This window comes from Silvimonas soli (assembly GCF_030035605.1).
Classification (GTDB): Bacteria; Pseudomonadota; Gammaproteobacteria; order Burkholderiales; family Chitinibacteraceae; genus Silvimonas; species Silvimonas soli.
In genome coordinates this window covers 3,622,727-3,642,801 of the sequence record NZ_CP106736.1, presented here as the reverse complement: position 1 = coordinate 3,642,801, position 20,075 = coordinate 3,622,727, and the positions used below count along the sequence as shown (strand labels likewise).

Here is a 20,075-nt window from a genome sequence, read left to right as displayed (position 1 = left end):
GCGCACGAAATGCACACCCTATGCAGGCTAATCACGATGACCACGCCACCTTTGGGTCCGGCGCAGGGCCGACCAGGAAAGCAGGCCGAATACCAGGCAAACGGCCGCAGAGGTCGCGACGATGAGTGTCGCCATGGCAGCGGCGGCGGCGGTATCGCCAGCGTCATCCATGTTCAGCACCGCCACCGAAGACAACACCGTGTCGGGCGTATACAAGAAGATGACGGCAGACACGGTGGTCATCGCCGAGACAAAAAAGTAGCGGGCAATTTCCAGTACGGCGGGCAGGCAGATGGGTAATGTCACCCGGCGCAACGTGGTCCAGAACGGCACTTTGAGTGACGCCGAGACGTGTTCGAATTCGCCGTCCAGTTGTTTAAGCGCGGTAATGGCAGTGAGATGCGCGGTGCTGTAGTAATGCACCACCGTGCACACCACCAGCAGCACCATGCTGCCGTACAGCACGTTGAGCGGATTGCCGGGGGCGTTGAAGAAAAAGATGTAACCCAGACCCAGCACCATGCCAGGCACGGCCATGGGCAACACGGCCAGAAAACCGGTTACGTTGCGGGCCACGGGCGCGGTGCGAATTTTCTCCACCCAATACGCGCCGGTAAATACCGCCACGCCGCCCAGCAAAGCCACACCCAGCGCCAGCTTCAGACTATTGCGATAAGCCAGCCAGCCGCCGCCATCCATATTGTCGAAGTCAAAATGCGCCAGCGTCGGCGCCATGTTGTATGGCCATTGCTTGATGAAAGCAGCGGCGACCGAGGTGCCCAACATGACTACCAGCCACACGCTCACCAACACGCAAAACAGCGTGGCGACGATATCGGTGATGGCACGTCGTTGCGGTTGCAGTGGCTGCGCCCGGGCAGTCAGCAACGCTTTCTGTTTTTTCTGCACAAAGCGGTCGACCAGCCACGACAGCACTGCGGGGAACAACAGCACCAGGCCGTAGACCGAGCCCATGCCGAAATTCTGCTGGCCGATCACCTGCTTGTAGATTTCTACCGCCAGCACGTCGAACTTGCCGCCGACGATCTTGGGCACGCCAAAGTCGGTGATCACCAGCGTAAACACCAGCATCGCCGCGGAGATAAGACCATATCGCACCGAGGGCAGCGTTACGGTAAAGAACTGGCGCACTTTGCCAGCGCCTCGCGACGTTGCCGCCTCATACAGGCGAGCGTCCGCCAACGACAAAGCGGTCAGCAAGATCATCAGGGCATGCGGAAAGGTATAAAACACTTCGCCCAAGACAATGCCCCACGGCCCATAAATGGAGCCATCGCCCAGCCAGGCTTTCAATACGCCTTGATTGCCAAACAGATAAATCAACGAGATGCCCGGCAGCAAGGATGGTGCCAGTAGCGGGATCAGCGCCAGCATGCGAAACATCGGTTTGGCAGGCATGCAGGTGCGCATCATCGCCGCAGCAAAGCAGTAAGCCAGCGGAATGACGATGGCGGTTGTCGCCAGCGAGACGCCCACGCTGTTGTGCAACAGATAGCCAAAACGCGCATCGAACAGACCGGCAAAGTTGGCTAGTCCGACATACTGACCCGATTTGTCCTGTCCGGCTTTACCCAGAATGGCGATTAGCGGCAGCGCCAGAAATACCAGCAAAAAGAGGCATGACAACCACGCCAGTGCGCCAGCAAAACGATCGCTCTTCGCCTGCAACAACGGTCGCGGGCGCAGCGCCACAAGCGGATTCAACGACGCACTCATGCCACCACTCCAGCATTCACTTCGTCGAGGAAAAATCTCAAACCGGCTTGCGGTAGTGTCACTGGCACCATCTGGCCCGATTGCAGATTCAGCGTGGCCAGTTCGGTACGGCTCACATCGGCGATCATGGCCAGATTGCCCATGGCCGGCACCACCAGGCTGACCCGGCAAAAGCCGCCGAGCGATTCCACACCGACCATATGCGCCAGCACCATATTCTGGCCACCCTGCCAACGTGCGTGCAGGGCGACGGCTTCCGGTCGCACAAACAGTTCTATTTCACGACCAAGTGGCAATGGCGGCAAATGCGGTACAGCCAGTTGCGTGTCGCCCACGCGCACCACGCCATGTCCGTCTACCTTGCCACCAAGCCAGTTGGCCCGACCGACAAACTCCGCCACAAACCGGCTTTGCGGCATGGCGTAGATTTCGTCGGGCGTGCCGATTTGCTCGATATGACCCTGGTTCATCACCACAATGCGATCAGCCATGGTCAGTGCTTCTTCCTGATCGTGCGTGACCATGATGGTGGTAATGCCCAGGCGTTGTTGCAAGCTGCGAATTTCGCGGCGCAGATGCTCGCGCACGCGTGCATCCAGTGCAGACAATGGCTCATCCAGCAGCAGCAAACCGGGCGATGTTGCCAGCGCGCGCGCCAAGGCTACGCGCTGTTGCTGACCACCAGAAAGCTGGCCGGGATATTTGCTCTCAATACCGGTCAGGCCAATCAGCGTCAGCAATTCGCTCACGCGGCTTTGTTTGTCCTGGCGACGACCTTTGAGACCGTAGGCGATGTTTTCGGCCACATTGAGATTGGGGAACAGCGCGTACGACTGGAACACAATGCCGTAATTGCGCTTGGCAGCAGGCTGGCGGGTGACATCCACACCCAGCATGTCAATCTGGCCAGCATTGGCGTTTTCCAGCCCGGCAATCATGCGCAGCAAGGTCGTTTTGCCGCAGCCCGAAGGACCCAGCAGGCAAACGAACTCCCCTTTACGCACAGTCAGATTGATATCTGCCAGCGCAATAAAGCTGCCAAATTGTTTATGCAAACCCGTCAGGCGCAAAGCATCGGGCTGGTCGGTGGAAGAAAGGGACGCGTGTGGTGCCAGTTCTGCCGGTTCAATAACCATAGCGCGATTCATGGTGTTTCCTGCGCTGCCCGCGCACGCACCAACAGGCGCGCGCGATCCAGATAATGCGAAAGAGGTTGCGTCACCAAGTCGGGCACTTTGGCCAGATCATCGTAGCGACGCAATGCGATAGCGGCTTCAAGGTAAGGGTTGGCCTCAAAGCGGGTGATTTCCTCGTCACTCATCACGCCGCCTTGCAACAGCAAGGATTGCCGCGAGGCTTGCGACAAGGTGTAAAGATATTCGGGTGATGTTGCACAGAGATAACGCTTGGCGGCGACATGCAGCGCAATCGGCGCCAGCACGGTTTCATCAAACAGCGGCTTGAGCGCGGCGACGCCCACGGCTTCGTGGCGGTCATCAATACCGTTGGCAAGGTCATCGTCTTTTTGCTCGGCCACCAGATGGCCGAAGTCATGCAGCAAAGCGGCGATCACCAGCGACTCGGGCGCGCCGTCCTGATCGGCAAAATGGGCACTTTGCAGCGCGTGATCCAGTTGTGACACCGCCTCGCCGCCATATTGGGCGCGACCGTGTTGTTCATACAGCCAGGACAGATCGTCGATGGTGAATTGCATGGTGTGGGTAGCCGTGAGCAAGGCATGAAAAGCCAGGGGAAGACAGACGTGCGCAGCAAATGGGGCGAGGCGCCAGGTTTCGCACCTCACGCTTCGCCCCTCACACACAATTACTTCGGTTCAGACTTGCTGTCGTAACGCTTGGTCCATTCGGCCAGAATGCGATCACGATTGGATGCGGCCCAACCCAGGTCTTGCTTGATCAGCATTTGTTCGTAGTTGCCAGGAATGAACTCGATCGGCTTGGCGACGCCGGGCATGGCGACCACGGCAAAGTTCTTCTCGAACAGTTCGTTGGCCGAGCGCGATGCGGACCAGTCAGCCAGCTTCTTGGCAGCGTCCAGGTTCTTGGTGCCCTTCATGATGCCGGTGGCTTCCAGATCCCAGCCCAGGCCTTCTTTCGGGAACACCAGATCAATCGGCGCGCCGCCCTTCTTCAGGCTGGCAGCGCGGTATTCAAACGAGATGCCGATCGGGTATTCGCCGGTGGCAGCCTGCTTGCAAGGCTTGGAGCCGGAATGTTCGTACTGGGCGATGTTCTGATGCAGACCATCCATGTATTCCCAGCCGCCCTTCTCGCCAAACATCTTCAGCCAGGCAGAAACATCAAAGTAGCCCGTACCGCTGGATGCCGGGTTCGGCATGACGATCTTGCCTTTGTATTCCGGCTTCAACAGGTCTTTCCAGCTTTCCGGCTTCTTCAGACCTTGCTTGGCGGCTTCAACGGTATTGAAACAGATGGTGGCGCCCCACACGTCCATACCGGCCCATGCTGGCGGGTTCTTGCTATCCACATATGACTTGGTCAGCTTGTCCACGCCTTTAGGCGCGTACGGCTGCAACATGCCTTCTTTATCCAGGATCAGCAGCGAAGAAGCAGCAACGCCCATCACCACGTCGGCTTGTGGATTGTTCTTTTCAGCCAGTAGTTTGGCGGTAATCACACCGGTGGAGTCGCGCACCCATTTGATGTGTACACCTGGGTTTTCTTGTTCGAACTTGTCTTGATACGCCTTGACCTGGTCGGCTTCGAGCGCGGTGTAGACGGTCAGTGTGGTGTCGGCATAAGCGGCAGCACCGCACAGGGCGATCAGGCCGGCAAGCACGCGAGGCAGGGTTTTCATTTCCAGAATCCTTGTTGAATCCTTGTTGGGTTTCGCAAGAACTGCCGACACAGTCGTTTTTATCGGCAGCTCCAATGGATGGGTCTGTAGATCAGACGCTGCGGATTCTGGGCTGGCTGTGTTACAAGGTTGTGACGTCTAGACGAATTTGCGATGACGTTAGACGTTTGGGACGCCCGCTAACGAAGATGTATCAGGGTAATAACAGCGGTATCAGTCCATCCGATTGCGTGCTGCCAACCCGTGGGCGACCAGAGTGCGCCCGGCATCCAGGATAAAAGCATTTACCGATGCGGCAAACAGCAAGGGCGTGGCGTCGGTGGCAGCAACACAGCGCGGGTCTATAAATGCCAACACGGCCTCGTCAACTGGCAAGTGACGGCAACGCCACGCCAGCGCCGCCCAATTTCCGCCATTGGCAGAATCATGCTCTGCATTATCTGCATTACAGACTGAGACTGATTGTTCAGCGCCGGCCATGCTCATGCGGTTCCTCCTTGCCGATCAGCACTTTTGCCGACCTGCCGTGTCGTGGTGCACCTGACTATTCTAGTTTTTATGCTGCATCGCACAACAAAAGACGCACCGCCTCACAGCCGGGCGGTAGCTGTCTCACGCTCGGCCGTGCGCCTTCTGGCTGCTATCACAATGAAAAACAACATTTTTTCGTATTGGCCGGGCGCATTTCTGCGAAAATAGCAGATTGCCCAAAGTAATGACTCGAATGACCTCGTCCCCTACCCCGATTTTTACGCTGCCAGCCGGCACCGTACCCCGCAAACCCGCACCATTCCTGCCGATGAGTCGTGCGGAAATGAACGCGCTCGGCTGGGACGAGTGCGACATCATCCTGATTACGGGCGACGCATATATCGATCACCCCAGTTTTGGCATGGCGTTGATCGGGCGGTTGCTGGAAGCGCAAGGGTTCCGGGTCGGCATCATCAGCCAGCCAGACTGGCACTCTGCCGACGCCTTCAAGACGCTGGGCAAGCCGCGGCTGTACTTTGGCGTGACAGCGGGAAATATGGATTCGATGATCAACCGCTACACGGCTGATCGCAAACCACGCTCGGACGACGCGTACACCGCGGGCGGCAAATCCGGCAAACGCCCGGATCGCGCGCTGACCATTTACTGCCAACGCTGCCGCGAAGCGTATCCCGGCGTGGATATCATGGCCGGCGGCATCGAAGGTAGCCTGCGCCGCATTGCGCAATACGATTACTGGAGCGACAAGGTTCGGCAGTCCGCACTGGTTTACGCCAAGGCCGACATTCTGCTGTTCGGCAACGCCGAACGCGCACTGGTTGAAGTGAGCCACCGCGCCAATGCCGGTGAACGCCTCGCGCAAATCCGCAATGTGCGTGGCACGGCATTCATGACGCGCTCCGGCTGGATGCCTGCTGAAGATTGGTCAGTGCTGGATTCATCCACCGTTGATTTACCCGGTCGCGTTGATCCGCATCCGGACCCGTACGCGATGGAGCCGGAGAAATCCGCCGCTGCACCCAAGCCGCCCGAAGCTGCGCAGCCGATTCGTATTGTCAGCAAGGCAGAGCGTCTGGCCGCCAAGCAAGCAGAACGCCAGAAAACCGTGGTGCGCATTCCAGCTTTCGAAGCGGTCGCTTATGACCCGGTGCTGTACGCCCACGCCAGCCGCACGCTGCATCTGGAATCCAACCCCGGCAACGCGCGCGCCATGGTGCAAGCGCACGGCGAACGCGATGTGTGGCTCAACCCGCCGCCTATTCCGCTGACCACGCCGGAAATGGATTACGTCTACGACCTGCATTACGCACGCAATCCGCATCCGTCGTATGAAGGCGAGCGCATTCCCGCGTGGGAGATGATCCGCTTCTCCATCAACATCATGCGCGGCTGTTTTGGCGGCTGTACTTTCTGTTCGATCACCGAGCATGAAGGCCGCATTATCCAGAGCCGTTCGGAAGAGTCGATCCTGAATGAGATCGTGGAAATCCGCGATAAAACCAAGGGCTTTACCGGCCATATCAGCGACTTGGGCGGCCCGACCGCCAATATGTACCGGCTGGCCTGTAAAGACCCGAAGATCGAGCAATCCTGTCGCCGCTTGTCCTGCGTGTACCCAGGCATTTGCGAAAACCTGAACACCGATCACGCCCCGCTGATCCAGCTTTATCGCAAAGCGCGGGCGATTCCGGGCGTGAAAAAGATCACCATCGGCTCTGGTTTGCGTTACGACCTGGCCGTGGAGAACCCGGAATACATCAAAGAGCTGGTAACTCACCATGTGAGCGGCTATCTGAAGATTGCGCCGGAGCACACCGAAGAAGGCACGTTGTCGAAGATGATGAAGCCGGGCATCGGCACGTTTGAGAAATTCAAAACGCTGTTCGACAAGTACTCGGCACAGGCAGGCAAAAAGCAGTATCTGATCCCGTACTTCATCGCCGCGCACCCCGGTACCACCAACGAAGACATGCTGAATCTGGCGCTGTGGCTCAAAGCCAATAACGTCAAGCCAGACCAGGTCCAGGCCTTCACCCCAACGCCAATGGCGCTCGCCACCACCATGTGGCATACCCGCCGCAATCCGTTGAAGAAACTGGCGCGTAGTTCAGAGAAGGTCGAGGTGATCCGCGACGCGCAACAGCGCAAGGTACACAAGGCTTTCCTGCGTTATCACGATCCGGAAAACTGGCCGATTTTGCGTGAAGCACTGATTCAGATGGGCCGCGCTGAGTTGATCGGCAACAGCCCCAAGCATCTGATCCCGGCGCAGCAACCCGGCGAGCGCGCCGTGGCGCCACCGCGTAACTTGCAGCAACCAGTGCAACGCCGGCCAGCAGCATCGGCTACACCCAAGAAGATTGTTGGTCCAGGGCAGGGGAAAGGGAAGCGGACGGTAAAAGGGAAAGCGCGGGCGCGGTAATGTCATGTCGGCGTAGCGGAGATTCAAATGGAATGTAGCGCGGATTCGCGCAGCAATCCGGGAACGCCGGGGACAAGTCCAGCGTACGTTGCTCGTTGACGCGTTGTTTCCCCGGATTCCCGCGTCGCTTCATCCGGGCTACGTCACCCGTGCGCGGTGACCTTGTTGTGTTTGTTAGTGCCTTCGGCACGGGTTTTTAAAGGCGTTAGATACCCGGGGGTGCCCGGGAGCACGTTTCTTTCTTTTGCGTCGCCAAAAGAAAGAAACCAAAGAAAAGGCGACCCGACAGCGCAAGCGCAAACGGGACCCAAAGTCAAAAGCCGAAACGAACAGACTGTCTGCTTGGCGTCTCTGCGCGGCTCCGCCGTTCCCTCGGTCGGTCGGAGCCTGGGTCTCCGACTCTCTGTCGGCGTAGCGCATTGTTGTGGTTTGCCCGCAGGGACTGCGAGCATCCGCCATCAACGATATCGCCGCCCGGACTCGCCCAGCGCCATTGCTTTTTAAAACCGGCAAACAAAGCGGTTAAACACGCCGACCGAGAGCCGGAGACCTTAGGCTCCGGCCGACCGAGGGAACGCAGGATGCGCGCAGACCCTTCTGACAAACAGATGGTGTGCTTCGGCTTTTGACTTCGGGCCCCGTCAGGTGCTTGCACCCGGGTCGCCTTTTGCTATCCCGCTCTGCGGGACTTTGGGACACCTTTCTTTGGCGACGCAAAGAAAGGTGTCGTGCTCCCGGGCACCCCCGGGTATCAAACGCCCTTCACATCGTGCCGCAAGGCACTAACAACCAAGCTTCCAAAACCCCAAGCACCGCAACACGGCCGGTTACGCCCGCCCCATCCTCAAAAAAACCATCCCACAGGTCTTCACCTGATCCCCCCCTTCACAAACCTCGCGTAAATTAACCCTCCACCCATTCATCGCCCGCCCCAGGAACCGCATATGAGCACCACCGTCCGCTGCCTGTCTGATGGCCAATACAACCTTGCTGAAGGCATCATCCGTGACGAGCAGACTGGGTTTCTGTGGTGGACCAATATCCATGCCAAAGAGTTGTGGCGGCTCAAGCCCGGTACTGGCGCGCATAAGCGCTGGAGTTTGCCGCAGCGACTGGGTTGTTTTGCGCTGACGCAGCACCAGGACATCCTGTTATTGGCGCTGGAAACCGGCCTGGTGCTGTTCAACCATGCGCGGGATGAGTACACCCGGCTGGTTAGCGTGGAAACCAGCCTGCCCAAGACCCGCACCAATGATGGCCGTTGCGACCGTGCCGGCAATTTCATTTTTGGCACCATGCATGAAGGCAGCCCGGATGCGGTGGCCAGTTTTTATCGCTTTGATACGCGTGGCGTGCTGACCCGGCTGGATCTACCCAATATCGCCATTTCCAACAGTATTTGCTTCCGCCCGGACGGCAAGATCATGTACTGGTGCGATTCGCTGCAGCACAAGATCATGCAAAGCGATTACGACTCGGCCAGTGGCGCCGTGAGTAATCACCGCGTATTTGTCGATCTGGGTGACACCATCATTGAGCCGGACGGCTCTACGGTGGATGCCGAAGGTTGTCTTTGGAATGCCCAGTGGGCGGGCCAGCGCGTGGTGCGGTACCGGCCTGACGGCAGTGTGGATCGCATTATCGATATGCCGGTTGCGCAACCCACTTGCGTCACGTTTGGCGGAGCCGCGCTGGAGACCTTGTATGTGACCAGCGCCCGCAATGGTTTAAGTGACGAAGCGCTGGCGCAGCAACCACTGGCCGGAGCGGTCTTTGAAATCACCTTTGATGATGTGCGCGGGTTGCCAGAAAACCGCTGGCTGGGCCCGGTCTGAGCAGCTAGCCAGGCTGCCAATGCCATTTGAAAATATCCTGAAAAACCAAACGGTCGTTCAATAATCTGGACACTTCATCTGACGACAAACGGCGATACAAATGATCGCCGCGCCGGACATCGCCCATTTTATCCGTTCGGCTGTCTTACACCGTAAAGCGCGCCCGGAGCCGTTATCGTTTTGCAAAACGGCAATATTTTTTCGGAGCGCTCATGCTTGTTCGTCCCCGCGCCTGTGTCTATTTAATGGCGTGGCTCTTCCCTCTTCTGACCTTGTTGGGTATGCAAACCGGCGGTATTGGCAGCTTTGTGCTGCCGCTGTTTGCGTTCGTGCTGGTGCCATTGGCCGATCTGGCAATCGGTCGCGCCCCGCGCTTGCCCAATCGCGCAGGTAATCAGGTCGCCGACTGGATTCTGCAAGGCTACGTGCCGCTGTGCCTGTTCACGCTGGCCTTTGGCGTGATGCAGTCCGCGCACTGGAGCCATCTGGAATGGGTCGGCAATACCCTTTCACTGGGGGTGACCGCAGGCGTAGGCATTGTGGCTGCGCATGAACTGGGGCACCGTCGCTCGGTCTGGTTGCGCACCTTATCGCGCATTTTGCTGTGGGTATCGGCATACGGACATTTTCGCGTTGAGCATAATCGGGGTCACCATGTGTGGGTTGCCACGCCCTATGACCCGGCGACCGCGCGACGTAACCAGCCCTACTATGCGTTCTGGTGGCAGGCCGTAACCGGCACATTGCGCGGCGCCTGGACCCAGGAAGCGGGCCGCCTGATGAAACTGCAGTTGCCCGGCTGGCACTGGAAGAACGAGGTCTGGCAAAACATTGCTGGCACGCTGACGCTAGCGCTGTTGGCCTGGCTGGTAGCCGGTAACACTGGCTTGCTGGTGTATGTGGTGCAGGCGGTTATTGGTTTCTCATTACTGGAAGTAGTGGATTACATCGAGCACTACGGCTTGGTGCGACATCGCTTTGCCGATGGCCACTTTGAGAGAACCACCGCCGCGCATAGCTGGAGCACCAATCATCTGGTCAGCAACTGGCTGCTGTTTGAACTGCAACGGCATGCGGATCATCACATGCGCCCGCTGGTGCCGTTCTCTGCGCTGGGCGATCAGGCGGAATCTCCCATGTTGCCCGCCAGTTATCCCACCATGATCATGCTTGCGCTGTGCCCGCCGCTTTGGTATCGCGTAATGCATCCACGCCTGGATCGCCATTACCAAAATCTGGCCACCGAACGAGGTCTGGCCGCCACCTAAGCGCAGATACATAAGTAAACATGGCAAACATGAACGCTAGTCCGCCCGATCTCGCCGCTAGTCGTTCAACTGATTACGCCACGCGCCTGCCAACCCGCATAAACCCTTGATTAGCTGACAAAAAGGCCATTTCCGGCACATTGGTCTGGCCTCATGCTTGCACTATGATCCGTACCAGCGGGCGCTCCCGGCGCACGCACGATAAAAAGCAGAAACATCAAAACCAGATAGAGGATGAAGACATGAAGTCACGCTTGTTCGCCAGCGGACGCGGGAAGCTTGCGCTCGCCGCAATGCCAGCCGCTTTTGCCGCACTCTCCGCCTTTGCCGCATACCCGACATGGACTGACGGTGGCACTTACACCGCCGGCACCATTGTTTATTACAGCGGTCATGATTATCAGGCGCTGGTCACTCAGACCGATTATGTAGGCGCCAACTGGAACCCGGCGGCCACACCAAGCCTGTGGAAAGACCTGGGCACAGACACCGGCGGCACCCCAACGCCGACTCCTACCCCAGCGCCAACGCCGACACCGACACCAGCACCTACTCCAACGCCAACCCCGGCGCCGACACCTACCCCGACTCCGGCCCCAACGCCCGCGCCAACCCCATCGGGCGGCTGCTATACCGCCTGGGTATCGACCACCGCCTATAACGGTGGCGCGACGGTCAGCTATAACGGCGTGAACTACAAGGCCAACTGGTGGACTCAAGGTAACAATCCGTCGACCAGTTCCGGCGCCAGCGGCAGCGGCCAGCCATGGACTGTTGTTGGCAATTGCTCGGGCGGCGTTCCGACACCTACCCCAACGCCAACACCGACTCCGACTCCGACTCCGACTCCGACTCCAACTCCAACTCCGACACCTACGCCGACGCCGACGCCGACGCCGACGCCGACGCCGACTCCGACTCCGACGCCTACGCCAACACCGACACCAACTCCTGCACCAACCCCGTCGGGCAGCCTGCCCAAGCACGTGCTGGTGGGCTACTGGCAGAACTTCGATAACGGCGCCGCTGTACAAACGCTGGCCCAGGTGCCAAGCACGTACAACGTGATCGAAGTGGCTTTTGCCAACGCCGATACCGCAAACGATGGCGGCATTACCTTTGATATTGATCCGGGTCTGGCTAAAGCCGTGGCAGGTGGCTATACGGATGCGCAATTCAAAGCGGATATCCAGACGCTGCACGGCCAGGGCCGCTTTGTGGTGCTGTCCGTTGGCGGTCAGAACGGCAGCATTACCTTGGGTAACGCCACCGCTGTGACCAATTTTGTGAACAGCACGTACTCGCTGATCCAGCAATATGGCTTTGACGGCATCGATATCGATCTGGAAAACGGCATCAACGTCGCCAATATGGAAAGCGCGTTGCGGCAGTTGAGTGCGAAGGTCGGGCCGAACCTGGTCATTACCATGGCACCGCAAACCATCGACATGCTGGCGGGGATTCCGGGGGCGGGTCTGTATCTGCAAGTGGCGCGTGACCTGGGCAGCATCATCACCATGGTCAACACCCAGTATTACAATTCGGGTTCGATGCCAGGTCGAGACGGCAAGAACTACAACCAGGGTACGGTGGACTTCATTACCGCGCAGGCCGATACGGTGCTGCAATACCTGCAACCGGGCCAGGTTGGTCTGGGCCTGCCTGCCTCGGCTTCGGGTGCAGGCAGTGGTTATGTTGATCCATCCGTGGTCAACAATGCGGTGGATTGCCTGACCCAAGGCACGCATTGCGGCTCGTATATTCCGGTGGCCAAATATCCGGGTCTGCGTGGCGTAATGGATTGGTCGACCAACTGGGACGCCAGCAACGGCAATAACTTCAGCAACAGCGTTGCGGCGCACCTGAAAACACTGCCGTAAGCGATCGGGTTTGCTGGGCCGGAACATGGCCCGGCAGATCGACTCGCAAGTCATGTAGCCATGAAACACCCCGAACCTGGTTCGGGGTGTTTTTGTTTGCGCCGGCCACTCAGCCAACCCCGCCCGCTGACCGGCGCGTTGCGTATTTGTGAATGGCGGGATGGATTTTTCTGCCACTCATAAGGTGATATTCGGTGTCAACCAGGGCAGTGGTCCTATCAGCTCAAGCATCATCGCCCTGGCCCAATTCTGCGTTGTCGCCCTCAAGGCGTTCTGCCATGCGGGCCTTCCGGCCTTTCATGTGTTGTCATCAAGTGAGGTCCGACAGGAGTGGTCTGTTTACCCTCATGTTTCCCGCTTGTATTGGCTCTTTTGCGCCGATTGACGCCGTGACAAATGCTCCCGGTTAATAGCGTTAATGCGCGCCCATATTGAGCGGCATTAAGACAATGTCAACCGCATGGCGCAGTCCCCAGGACAGGAAAAGCCATGTGAGTCAGAGACGCAGCAAGCGTCCGCGTTGATAGTCAAAACCAACTAAGGATGGAGATTTTCATGTTGCACATCAAACGGATGGCTTTTGCTGTCCTGCCTGCCCTGTTCGTCAGCTCATTTGCATTTTCTGCGGCTTGTTCGCCAGCCTGGAATGCCGCCACCGCGTATGTGGGCGGTAACACTGCCAGCTTCAACGGCGTGAACTACACCGCAAACTGGTGGACCCAGAACCAGGAGCCGGACACCAACAATGGCGTGACCGGAACAGGTCAGCCGTGGACCTCCAACGGTGCGTGTACGGGTGGCACTCCAACGCCAACGCCTACCCCGACACCTGCTCCGACACCAACCCCAACGCCCGCGCCGACTCCGACGCCTACTCCGGCCCCAACACCCACGCCGACCCCAGCGCCGACACCTACTCCAACGCCAACACCGGCTCCGACACCCACGCCAACGCCTGCGCCTACCCCGTCGGGCAGCTTGCCCAAGCACGTGCTGGTCGGTTACTGGCAGAACTTTGACAATGGCGCCGCAGTGCAGACCCTGGCGCAAGTCCCAACAGCCTACAACGTGATCGAAGTGGCTTTTGCCAATGCAGACACAGCCAATGATGGCGGCATCTCGTTTGATATCGATCCGGGTCTGGCCAAAGCGGTCACCGGTGGCTATACCAACGCGCAATTTGCTGCAGATATCCAGACGCTGCACAGTCAAGGTCGTTTTGTGGTGCTCTCCATTGGTGGCCAGAACGGCAGCATCACCTTGGGTAATACCACTGCGGTGACCAACTTTGTGAACACGGCGTATTCGCTGATCCAGCAATACGGCTTTGACGGGATCGATATCGATCTGGAAAACGGCATCAACGTGGCAAATCTGGAAAGCGCCCTCACGCAATTGCATAACAAGGTGGGCAGCAACCTGATCATCACCATGGCGCCGCAAACCATCGACATGCTGGCGGGTATTCCAGGTGCGGGCTTGTATCTGCAGGTAGCGCGTGATCTGGGCAGCATCATCACCATGGTCAACACCCAGTACTACAACTCGGGCTCCATGCCAGGCCGCGACGGCAAGAACTACAACCAGGGTACGGTGGACTTCATCACCGCGCAGGCCGATACGGTTCTGCAATACCTGCAACCGGGCCAGGTTGGTCTGGGCCTGCCTGCTTCGGCGTCGGGCGCAAGCAGTGGATATGTTGATCCATCCATCGTTAACAACGCGGTGGATTGCCTGACCCAAGGTACGCATTGCGGCACATATATTCCGGTGGCCAAATATCCGGGTCTGCGTGCAGTGATGGATTGGTCGACCAACTGGGACGCCAGCAATAACAACAACTTCGCCAATACCGTAGCGCCACATCTGAAAGCGCTGCCGTAATCAGCCAGCCCCGCCGCCCATGCGGCAGGGCTTTTGCAGTGGTTGCCTCCCAAGCACTCCGAACCTGGTTCGGGGTGCTTTTTTTTGCCTCGCCTGACAGCCCGGTCACGGCGGCTGAGGGAGAGAAAAAAGGATGCGTAACGGGTCTTATGCTTTCAGCACATTTAAGTTTTTTTGATACATGCCGATACATGAGACATAAAAACCAATCGCACCCACGTCATCATGACCAATCTCAGTTCTCTTGTGGCTGCTGCGCGCACCGCGCTGGGCGGCCCGGACGCCAGCAATATCGCGCTCGCCAATTCGCTGAATGCCGCGCAGAAAGAGGATGACGCGAATGCGCTGGCCCAGCAGCAGCAGGACGAGAAAAACAATGAGCCATCGTCGACACGAGTAACCATTGATGTGACTTCGCTGCGCCAGGCGCTGACGTATCACGCGCCCACGTCAAGCCAATCAGCTGCACCGCAGCCGTCATGGCTGCAAAAGCTCAGCAGCCTGCCCAGCGCGACCAATCAGCGTAAAAACGCGGCCCGAGCCCGGCTGAATCGCTTGAAAGCGCAAATAGATGCCATGAAAAGAATGGCCATTGCACTCAATCCTCGTGCGGCCAAAGCCATGGCCAGCGTACTGAAAATGCTCGCTGCACAGCTGAAGTCTGCCGCAGCCGAACTGGGTGGCAGCGACGGCAGCACCACGCCAACGCCCTCCCCGGCGCCTGTGGCCACATCGAGCAGTAATGCGAGTAGCGCCAGTAGTGAGGTCAATGCGCCTGCCAATGCAGCCACGCCCAGCGCTACGGCCGATGGCTCAGGTGGTAAGGGGACCAGCGGCGCTGGTGATCAATCATCAGATCAGGGCTCAAGTCGCGCCAGCGCCGATGCCAGCAGTGAAGCAAACCCAGGCTCCGCGCCAGACCCTACTGCTGATGCGAACGCTGCGCCGAGCTCGGCCACGGCAGACAGTGCGGCAGCAACTGCCGCCGATGCTTCTACCTCTTCGTCATCTGCAGCCGCCACGGACAACGCTGCGGCGACAGGCACTGGCGCCAAGCCGACTGACACAGATAAAAGCAAAGATCCGGATAAAACCAGCAGCAGCGACCAGGCCGCCGTGGCCGCCGCCGAAAAAGCTGCGGCTAGCGCCAGCAACGCGGTCAAGTCCGGTAACGGTGCCAGTATCAATTTCAAGATTCCCGGCAAAGGCAGCAGCGGCAATATGAGCGCCGCCGACGCTGCGCTGGTGCAGGCGGTAGCGCGTAGCCTGCAAGACTTGATTTCACTGGTCAAAATGCATCTGCATCAGACCAAAAACAAAGACCTGCAAAGCGCCGAGGCCTCAATCAAAGATGCTCTGGCCAGTGCCGGGTCAGGGCCATCCGTGGGCGCTGTAGCGGTTTCAGTATCAGCGGGCGGTAGCGCCAGCTGAGAAACAGCTACATCAGTTAACGCTATCGAGCAGCGCGACAAAGTGCGCCACCAGTGGTGATGCATCGTCGACCCGCGTTGCCAGCGATGTGGTCGTAACCGCACCGGCATCGGCCAATGGCAAATACTGCACGCCTTCCACCCGGATGCACGAAAGCGGCGCGGGCAAAATACTCACCCCTAGCCCCGCGGCGACCAGCCCGATCAGCGTAGTGCCCTCGCTCGCCTCCTGGACCACGTTGGGCGTAAACCCGACGTCGTGGCACAGGCGGGCAATGTGGCGATAAATGCCGGTGCCAGCGGATTCCGGGTACATCACAAACGGTTCGGTACGCAGTTGCGCCAGGGAAATCGAGCTTTGCCCCGCCAGCGGGTGATCGTCGCGCAACGCGACCAGCATGGGGTCATCCAGCAAGTGGCGTAGCGCCACGGTATCGGGCACTTCGACATCACCCGAGCGCACCATGCCGATATCCAGCCCCCCTTCCGCCACGGCGCGGATTTGCTGCACGGTCATCATTTCGCGCAGCGTGAGCGTGACGTCCGGGTAACGCTGGCGAAAGCGGTAAATGAGCCGCGGCAGAAAACTGGTAAATGGCAATGAAGGGGTGAAGCCAATGGTGAGCTGCCCGACTTCCCCTCGTGCGGCCCGACGTGCGTCGGCGGCGGCATCGGCGGTGTCTTGCAAAATGGCTCGCGCCCGCAGCAAAAAGCGCTCCCCAGCAGGCGTTAATGCCACTTTGCGCCGAGTGCGGGTGAACAGGTCAACACCCAGTTCGGCCTCCAGTGCCTGAATCTGCTGACTCAATGGCGGCTGACCGATATGCAGCTTCTCGGCTGCCCTGGTGAAATGCAGTTCTTCGGCCACGGTCACGAAATAACGCAGATGTCTCAGTTCCATTGATATCTCAAACAGATCAAAACACCAATAAATATATATTGGACTGACAGTAAGGCCAATCCTATGATCGCGCCATAGTCATCGCCCCATCAGGCAACCCCATGCAATCCGCAGCTTCATCCCCGCTGATCAAGGCCGGTACCCCGGCCTACCGCCGTACCAATATCGCTTTGTTTTTAGGTGGTTTTTCGACATTCTGGTTGCTGTATTGGGTGCAGCCATTGTTACCGCTTTTCTCTCGCGTATTCGGGCTCAGCCCGGCCGCCAGTAGCGTTGCTTTGTCGATTTCAACCGGTGGCATGGCACTGGCATTAATACCAGCCAGCTTTATCTCGGATCGCTTCGGTCGCAAGCCGGTGATGTGTACGGCGATGTCGGTAGCCGCCGTGCTCACCATGCTCAGCGCGATAGTGCCCGGCTTTGGCACGCTGCTGGTATTCCGGGTGTTATCCGGTGTGGTGCTGGCCGGGTTGCCGGCGGTAGCTATGGCCTATCTGGCGGAAGAAATTGACCCACTCTCGCTGGGCGCTTCCATGGGTCTGTACATCGCCGGTACCGCACTGGGCGGCATGAGTGGGCGGTTGGCAAGCTCGCTGGTTGCCGACTTCTTTACCTGGCGAGCCGCAGCGGGGTTTGTGGGTGGCGTGGGCATGATTGCGGCGTTCGTGTTCTGGCGTTTTTTGCCGGCATCGCGCCATTTTGTTTCGCGCGAACTGCCAATCAGCCCGTCTGGCCGTAAAGCGTTGTGGGATGCGGTGCGTAGTCAGTTCAGCGATGCTGGTCAGCCGTGGCTGTTTGCCGTGGGCTTCTTGCTGATGGGCTGTTTTGTCAGCATGTACAACTACATTGGCTTCCGGCTGGAAGCCGCGCCGTTCAACCTGCGTGACAGCACCATCGGCATGATCTTTACGCTGTATATCGTGGGCACGTTTGCCTCGGCGTGGTCTGGCAAACTGGCCGACCGCATTGGTCGCCGTCACGTGCTGTGGGGCATGAAGATATTGATGCTGGCCGGGCTGTTGCTGACCATGTCCGACTGGTTACCCATGGTGATCGCGGGCATCGCCATGGTGACATTTGCCTTTTTTGGCGGCCATACCGTCGCCAGTAGCTGGGTAGGACGCCGTGCCGGATCATCCAAGGCCTTGGCAGCATCGCTTTATCTGTGCTGCTATTACCTGGGCTCTAGCCTGGTGGGGTCGATCACCGGTTTGTTCTGGGCGCACGATAAATGGACTGGGGTATGCGGAGCGCTGGTGGTGATTGTGCTGGCCAGCCTGGGCGTGGCACTGCGCTTGCGGGGTTTGCCGGCCAAGTCGCTGGCGGTGACCTCGTAATATCACCTTAGGGTGGAGTGCGGCGCAAATCCGCCCTGCGAACTTTGTAGCCCGGATTCTCGCTGCGCTTCATCCGGGCTACGTTTGTTGCTCATAACATTGCATCGTGGGATAGATTCGTTGTTCACAACGTCTATTCAAGGTTCACCAGCGCTGATGCACATGCGGCTTGATATACGTGTCGTAGATTTTGCGCACAGCGGCCATTTGTTCGTCCGATAACGGCGGCAGATTGGCTGCCGCGGCATTACCTGCTGCCTGAGCCTGATTCTTCGCGCCAGGAATCGCCACGGTGATCGCATCAAACATCAGAATCCAGCGCAACGCCAGTTGGGCCAGTGGCACACTGCCAGCGACCGCCTTCAAAGCTTCCACCGCTTGCAAACCCACTTCAAATGGCACGCCGGAGAACGTCTCGCCCACATCAAATGCTTCGCCGTGGCGATTGAACTGGCGGTGATCTTCCGCCGCAAATGTGCTGCTGGCGTTGAGCTTTCCGGTAAGCAAACCACTGGCCAGCGGTACGCGGGCGATGATCGCCACATCCTGGGCTTTGGCGCGGGCAAAGAAGTGCTCGATCGGCCGTTGGCGGAACATGTTGAAAATGATCTGCACGCTGGAGATCGGGTATTCCAGCGCCTTGAGCGCTTCTTCTACCTTCTCTACCGACACGCCATAAGATTTGAGCTTGCCTTTGGCGACCATCTTGTCCAGCGCCTCGAAAATCTCCGGGCGATAAAACACCTCGGTCGGCGGACAATGCAGTTGCAGTACATCCAGCGCATCAACCTCCAGATTGCGCAGCGAGTCATCAATGTAATGTTCAAGCACCGCCGGGGTGTAACCCGCCGACACATGCGGGTTCACTTTGCGACCGGCTTTGGTCGCCACCACAATGCCGTCGCGCCCGCGTGACTTGAGTACCCGCGCAATCAGCCGCTCCGAGCGCCCGTCACCGTACACGTCAGCGGTATCCAGGAACGTGACGCCCTCATCCAGCGCGGCATTCAGCGCGGCTTCGGCATCGCGATCAGACACGTCGCCCCAGCTGCCCCCGATTGCCCATGCACCAAAGCCGATTTCCGAGACCGACCAGCCGGTTTTACCAAATTTACGCGTTTGCAATGTGTTCTCCTTGTTGGATGCATGAGTCGCAGAATCGGCCCTTAGTGTAGCGACCGACTGGTCCAGCGCAAATACACAATCCAGCTACCAGACATGCATAGTCTGCGCGCAGTGGTCATTTAAAATCACCATCGCTTTGGCGATGTCGCTTTGTGTGGCGCCGGGCCGCATTTACTGTGCCGGGCCTGCGGTTCTTCTTCAAATGAGAACGAGTCCCGGGTTATAGTGCTGCCTCCCCGCTCAACCCAGATGTGCTGCTCCCCATGATGCTCGCCGTGCTGATCAAAGGTTTTCTGCTGTCCATTTCACTATGTCTGGACATCGGCATCGTTAACACGGCGTTAATCAATACCGGCATTCGCGCCGGGGTACGCCCCGCTTTCATGGTCGGCCTCGGTTCCTGTTTTGGCGATATTTTCTACGCCATCCTTTCATTATTCGGCCTCGCCATCCTGTTCCAGTTCACCGCCGTGCGCTGGGTGCTATGGCTGGGTGGCGGCGTGCTGTTGCTGTGGTTGTCGTGGAAAATGGCCGCAGCGGCATGGGCGGAATCGCGCAAACGACAAGAACAACCCGATTACGATACCAGTGCCGAAGCCATGGCCTGGTCGCCCAAGGTGGAGTTCTTGCGTGGTCTTGGTATGGCGATGGCGTCGCCGACCTCATTGCTGTGGTTTGCGGCGGTGGGAGGCGCGGTGATTGCGCAATCGACCGATGGGTCTGCAGTGATGAACGCGGTATTTCTGGGTGGATTCTTTGCGGGCGGGCTGGCCTGGTCGGCGTTTCTGGCCGTACTTGCGGGCAAAGGCCGCCATCTGATCGGCCACAAGCTGGCGCAGTATTGCAACGCGTTTTCCGCCGCACTGTTTGCGTATTTTGCGGTGACAGTGATTGTGAATGGCTACCGGACGTTGCTGTGAAGGGTG

The 20,075-nt window shown here is 58.6% G+C and carries 15 protein-coding genes; 8 read left to right on the top strand and 7 right to left on the bottom strand.

Annotation, left to right across the window (positions count from 1 at the left end; translation table 11 throughout):
- Positions 1–27: 27 nt before the first annotated feature.
- From N7220_RS16730 to N7220_RS16710, 5 genes are all read right to left on the bottom strand, one after another.
- The gene (locus N7220_RS16730) at positions 28–1,737 is read right to left on the bottom strand and encodes a putative 2-aminoethylphosphonate ABC transporter permease subunit (RefSeq protein WP_283148658.1); all 1,710 of its coding nucleotides are present in this window, start codon (positions 1,735–1,737) and stop codon (positions 28–30) included.
- On the bottom strand, positions 1,734–2,885 hold the full coding sequence (locus N7220_RS16725) for a putative 2-aminoethylphosphonate ABC transporter ATP-binding protein (RefSeq protein ID WP_283148657.1): 1,152 nt from the start codon (positions 2,883–2,885) through the stop codon (positions 1,734–1,736). The genes N7220_RS16730 and N7220_RS16725 overlap by 4 nt, the downstream gene beginning before the upstream one ends.
- Positions 2,882–3,451 (bottom strand): phosphonate degradation HD-domain oxygenase, encoded by a 570-nt coding sequence (locus N7220_RS16720; RefSeq protein ID WP_283148656.1) that lies wholly within the window; start codon positions 3,449–3,451, stop codon positions 2,882–2,884. The genes N7220_RS16725 and N7220_RS16720 overlap by 4 nt, the downstream gene beginning before the upstream one ends.
- Positions 3,452–3,561: 110 nt before the next feature.
- On the bottom strand, positions 3,562–4,575 hold the full coding sequence (locus tag N7220_RS16715) for a putative 2-aminoethylphosphonate ABC transporter substrate-binding protein (protein WP_283148655.1): 1,014 nt from the start codon (positions 4,573–4,575) through the stop codon (positions 3,562–3,564).
- A gap of 213 nt (positions 4,576–4,788) precedes the next feature.
- On the bottom strand, positions 4,789–5,061 hold the full coding sequence (locus tag N7220_RS16710) for a hypothetical protein (protein ID WP_283148654.1): 273 nt from the start codon (positions 5,059–5,061) through the stop codon (positions 4,789–4,791).
- A gap of 238 nt (positions 5,062–5,299) precedes the next feature.
- Here N7220_RS16710 and N7220_RS16705 point away from each other — a divergent pair, with 238 nt between their 5' ends.
- The 6 genes from N7220_RS16705 (at position 5,300) to N7220_RS16680 (ending at position 15,787) form a co-directional block, all read left to right on the top strand.
- Positions 5,300–7,489 carry a YgiQ family radical SAM protein gene (locus tag N7220_RS16705; RefSeq protein WP_283148653.1) on the top strand — a complete coding sequence of 730 codons (2,190 nt, stop codon included), beginning with the start codon at positions 5,300–5,302 and terminating at the stop codon, positions 7,487–7,489.
- A gap of 944 nt (positions 7,490–8,433) precedes the next feature.
- Entirely contained in the window at positions 8,434–9,324 is an 891-nt protein-coding gene (locus N7220_RS16700; RefSeq protein WP_283148652.1) for an SMP-30/gluconolactonase/LRE family protein, read from the top strand.
- A 212-nt stretch (positions 9,325–9,536) separates the two neighbouring features.
- Positions 9,537–10,592 (top strand): alkane 1-monooxygenase, encoded by a 1,056-nt coding sequence (locus N7220_RS16695; RefSeq protein ID WP_283148651.1) that lies wholly within the window; start codon positions 9,537–9,539, stop codon positions 10,590–10,592.
- A gap of 242 nt (positions 10,593–10,834) precedes the next feature.
- Positions 10,835–12,472, top strand: a complete 1,638-nt coding sequence (locus N7220_RS16690) for a chitinase (protein WP_283148650.1) — start codon at positions 10,835–10,837, stop codon at positions 12,470–12,472.
- A 555-nt stretch (positions 12,473–13,027) separates the two neighbouring features.
- A complete protein-coding gene (locus N7220_RS16685) occupies positions 13,028–14,356 on the top strand; it encodes a chitinase (protein ID WP_283148649.1) in 1,329 nt (442 codons plus the stop codon).
- A 225-nt stretch (positions 14,357–14,581) separates the two neighbouring features.
- Positions 14,582–15,787: a hypothetical protein gene (locus tag N7220_RS16680; RefSeq protein WP_283148648.1), complete on the top strand. Its 1,206-nt coding sequence runs from the start codon at positions 14,582–14,584 to the stop codon at positions 15,785–15,787.
- Between the two features lie 12 nt (positions 15,788–15,799).
- Here N7220_RS16680 and N7220_RS16675 read toward each other — a convergent pair whose 3' ends face one another.
- Positions 15,800–16,687 (bottom strand): LysR family transcriptional regulator, encoded by an 888-nt coding sequence (locus N7220_RS16675; protein WP_283148647.1) that lies wholly within the window; start codon positions 16,685–16,687, stop codon positions 15,800–15,802.
- A 101-nt stretch (positions 16,688–16,788) separates the two neighbouring features.
- On the opposite strand from N7220_RS16675, the gene N7220_RS16670 reads away from it, so the two are divergent.
- Positions 16,789–18,024 carry an MFS transporter gene (locus tag N7220_RS16670; protein ID WP_283148646.1) on the top strand — a complete coding sequence of 412 codons (1,236 nt, stop codon included), beginning with the start codon at positions 16,789–16,791 and terminating at the stop codon, positions 18,022–18,024.
- A 144-nt stretch (positions 18,025–18,168) separates the two neighbouring features.
- Here the strand turns inward: N7220_RS16670 and N7220_RS16665 are convergent, their stop codons facing one another.
- On the bottom strand, positions 18,169–19,149 hold the full coding sequence (locus N7220_RS16665) for an aldo/keto reductase (RefSeq protein ID WP_283148645.1): 981 nt from the start codon (positions 19,147–19,149) through the stop codon (positions 18,169–18,171).
- Between the two features lie 263 nt (positions 19,150–19,412).
- Here N7220_RS16665 and N7220_RS16660 point away from each other — a divergent pair, with 263 nt between their 5' ends.
- Positions 19,413–20,069, top strand: coding sequence for a LysE family translocator (locus N7220_RS16660; protein ID WP_283148644.1), 657 nt, complete (start codon positions 19,413–19,415; stop codon positions 20,067–20,069).
- The last annotated feature ends 6 nt before the right edge of the window (positions 20,070–20,075 follow it).

Coding starts and splice junctions, on each gene's coding strand:
- N7220_RS16680 (WP_283148648.1), top strand. CDS start 14,582: ATGACCAATCTCAGTTCTCTTGTGGCTGCTGCGCGCACCGCGCTGGGC.
- N7220_RS16705 (WP_283148653.1), top strand. CDS start 5,300: ATGACCTCGTCCCCTACCCCGATTTTTACGCTGCCAGCCGGCACCGTA.
- N7220_RS16710 (WP_283148654.1), bottom strand. CDS start 5,061: ATGAGCATGGCCGGCGCTGAACAATCAGTCTCAGTCTGTAATGCAGAT.
- N7220_RS16660 (WP_283148644.1), top strand. CDS start 19,413: ATGATGCTCGCCGTGCTGATCAAAGGTTTTCTGCTGTCCATTTCACTA.
- N7220_RS16700 (WP_283148652.1), top strand. CDS start 8,434: ATGAGCACCACCGTCCGCTGCCTGTCTGATGGCCAATACAACCTTGCT.
- N7220_RS16730 (WP_283148658.1), bottom strand. CDS start 1,737: ATGAGTGCGTCGTTGAATCCGCTTGTGGCGCTGCGCCCGCGACCGTTG.
- N7220_RS16725 (WP_283148657.1), bottom strand. CDS start 2,885: ATGAATCGCGCTATGGTTATTGAACCGGCAGAACTGGCACCACACGCG.
- N7220_RS16685 (WP_283148649.1), top strand. CDS start 13,028: ATGTTGCACATCAAACGGATGGCTTTTGCTGTCCTGCCTGCCCTGTTC.
- N7220_RS16695 (WP_283148651.1), top strand. CDS start 9,537: ATGCTTGTTCGTCCCCGCGCCTGTGTCTATTTAATGGCGTGGCTCTTC.
- N7220_RS16670 (WP_283148646.1), top strand. CDS start 16,789: ATGCAATCCGCAGCTTCATCCCCGCTGATCAAGGCCGGTACCCCGGCC.
- N7220_RS16690 (WP_283148650.1), top strand. CDS start 10,835: ATGAAGTCACGCTTGTTCGCCAGCGGACGCGGGAAGCTTGCGCTCGCC.
- N7220_RS16720 (WP_283148656.1), bottom strand. CDS start 3,451: ATGCAATTCACCATCGACGATCTGTCCTGGCTGTATGAACAACACGGT.
- N7220_RS16675 (WP_283148647.1), bottom strand. CDS start 16,687: ATGGAACTGAGACATCTGCGTTATTTCGTGACCGTGGCCGAAGAACTG.
- N7220_RS16715 (WP_283148655.1), bottom strand. CDS start 4,575: ATGAAAACCCTGCCTCGCGTGCTTGCCGGCCTGATCGCCCTGTGCGGT.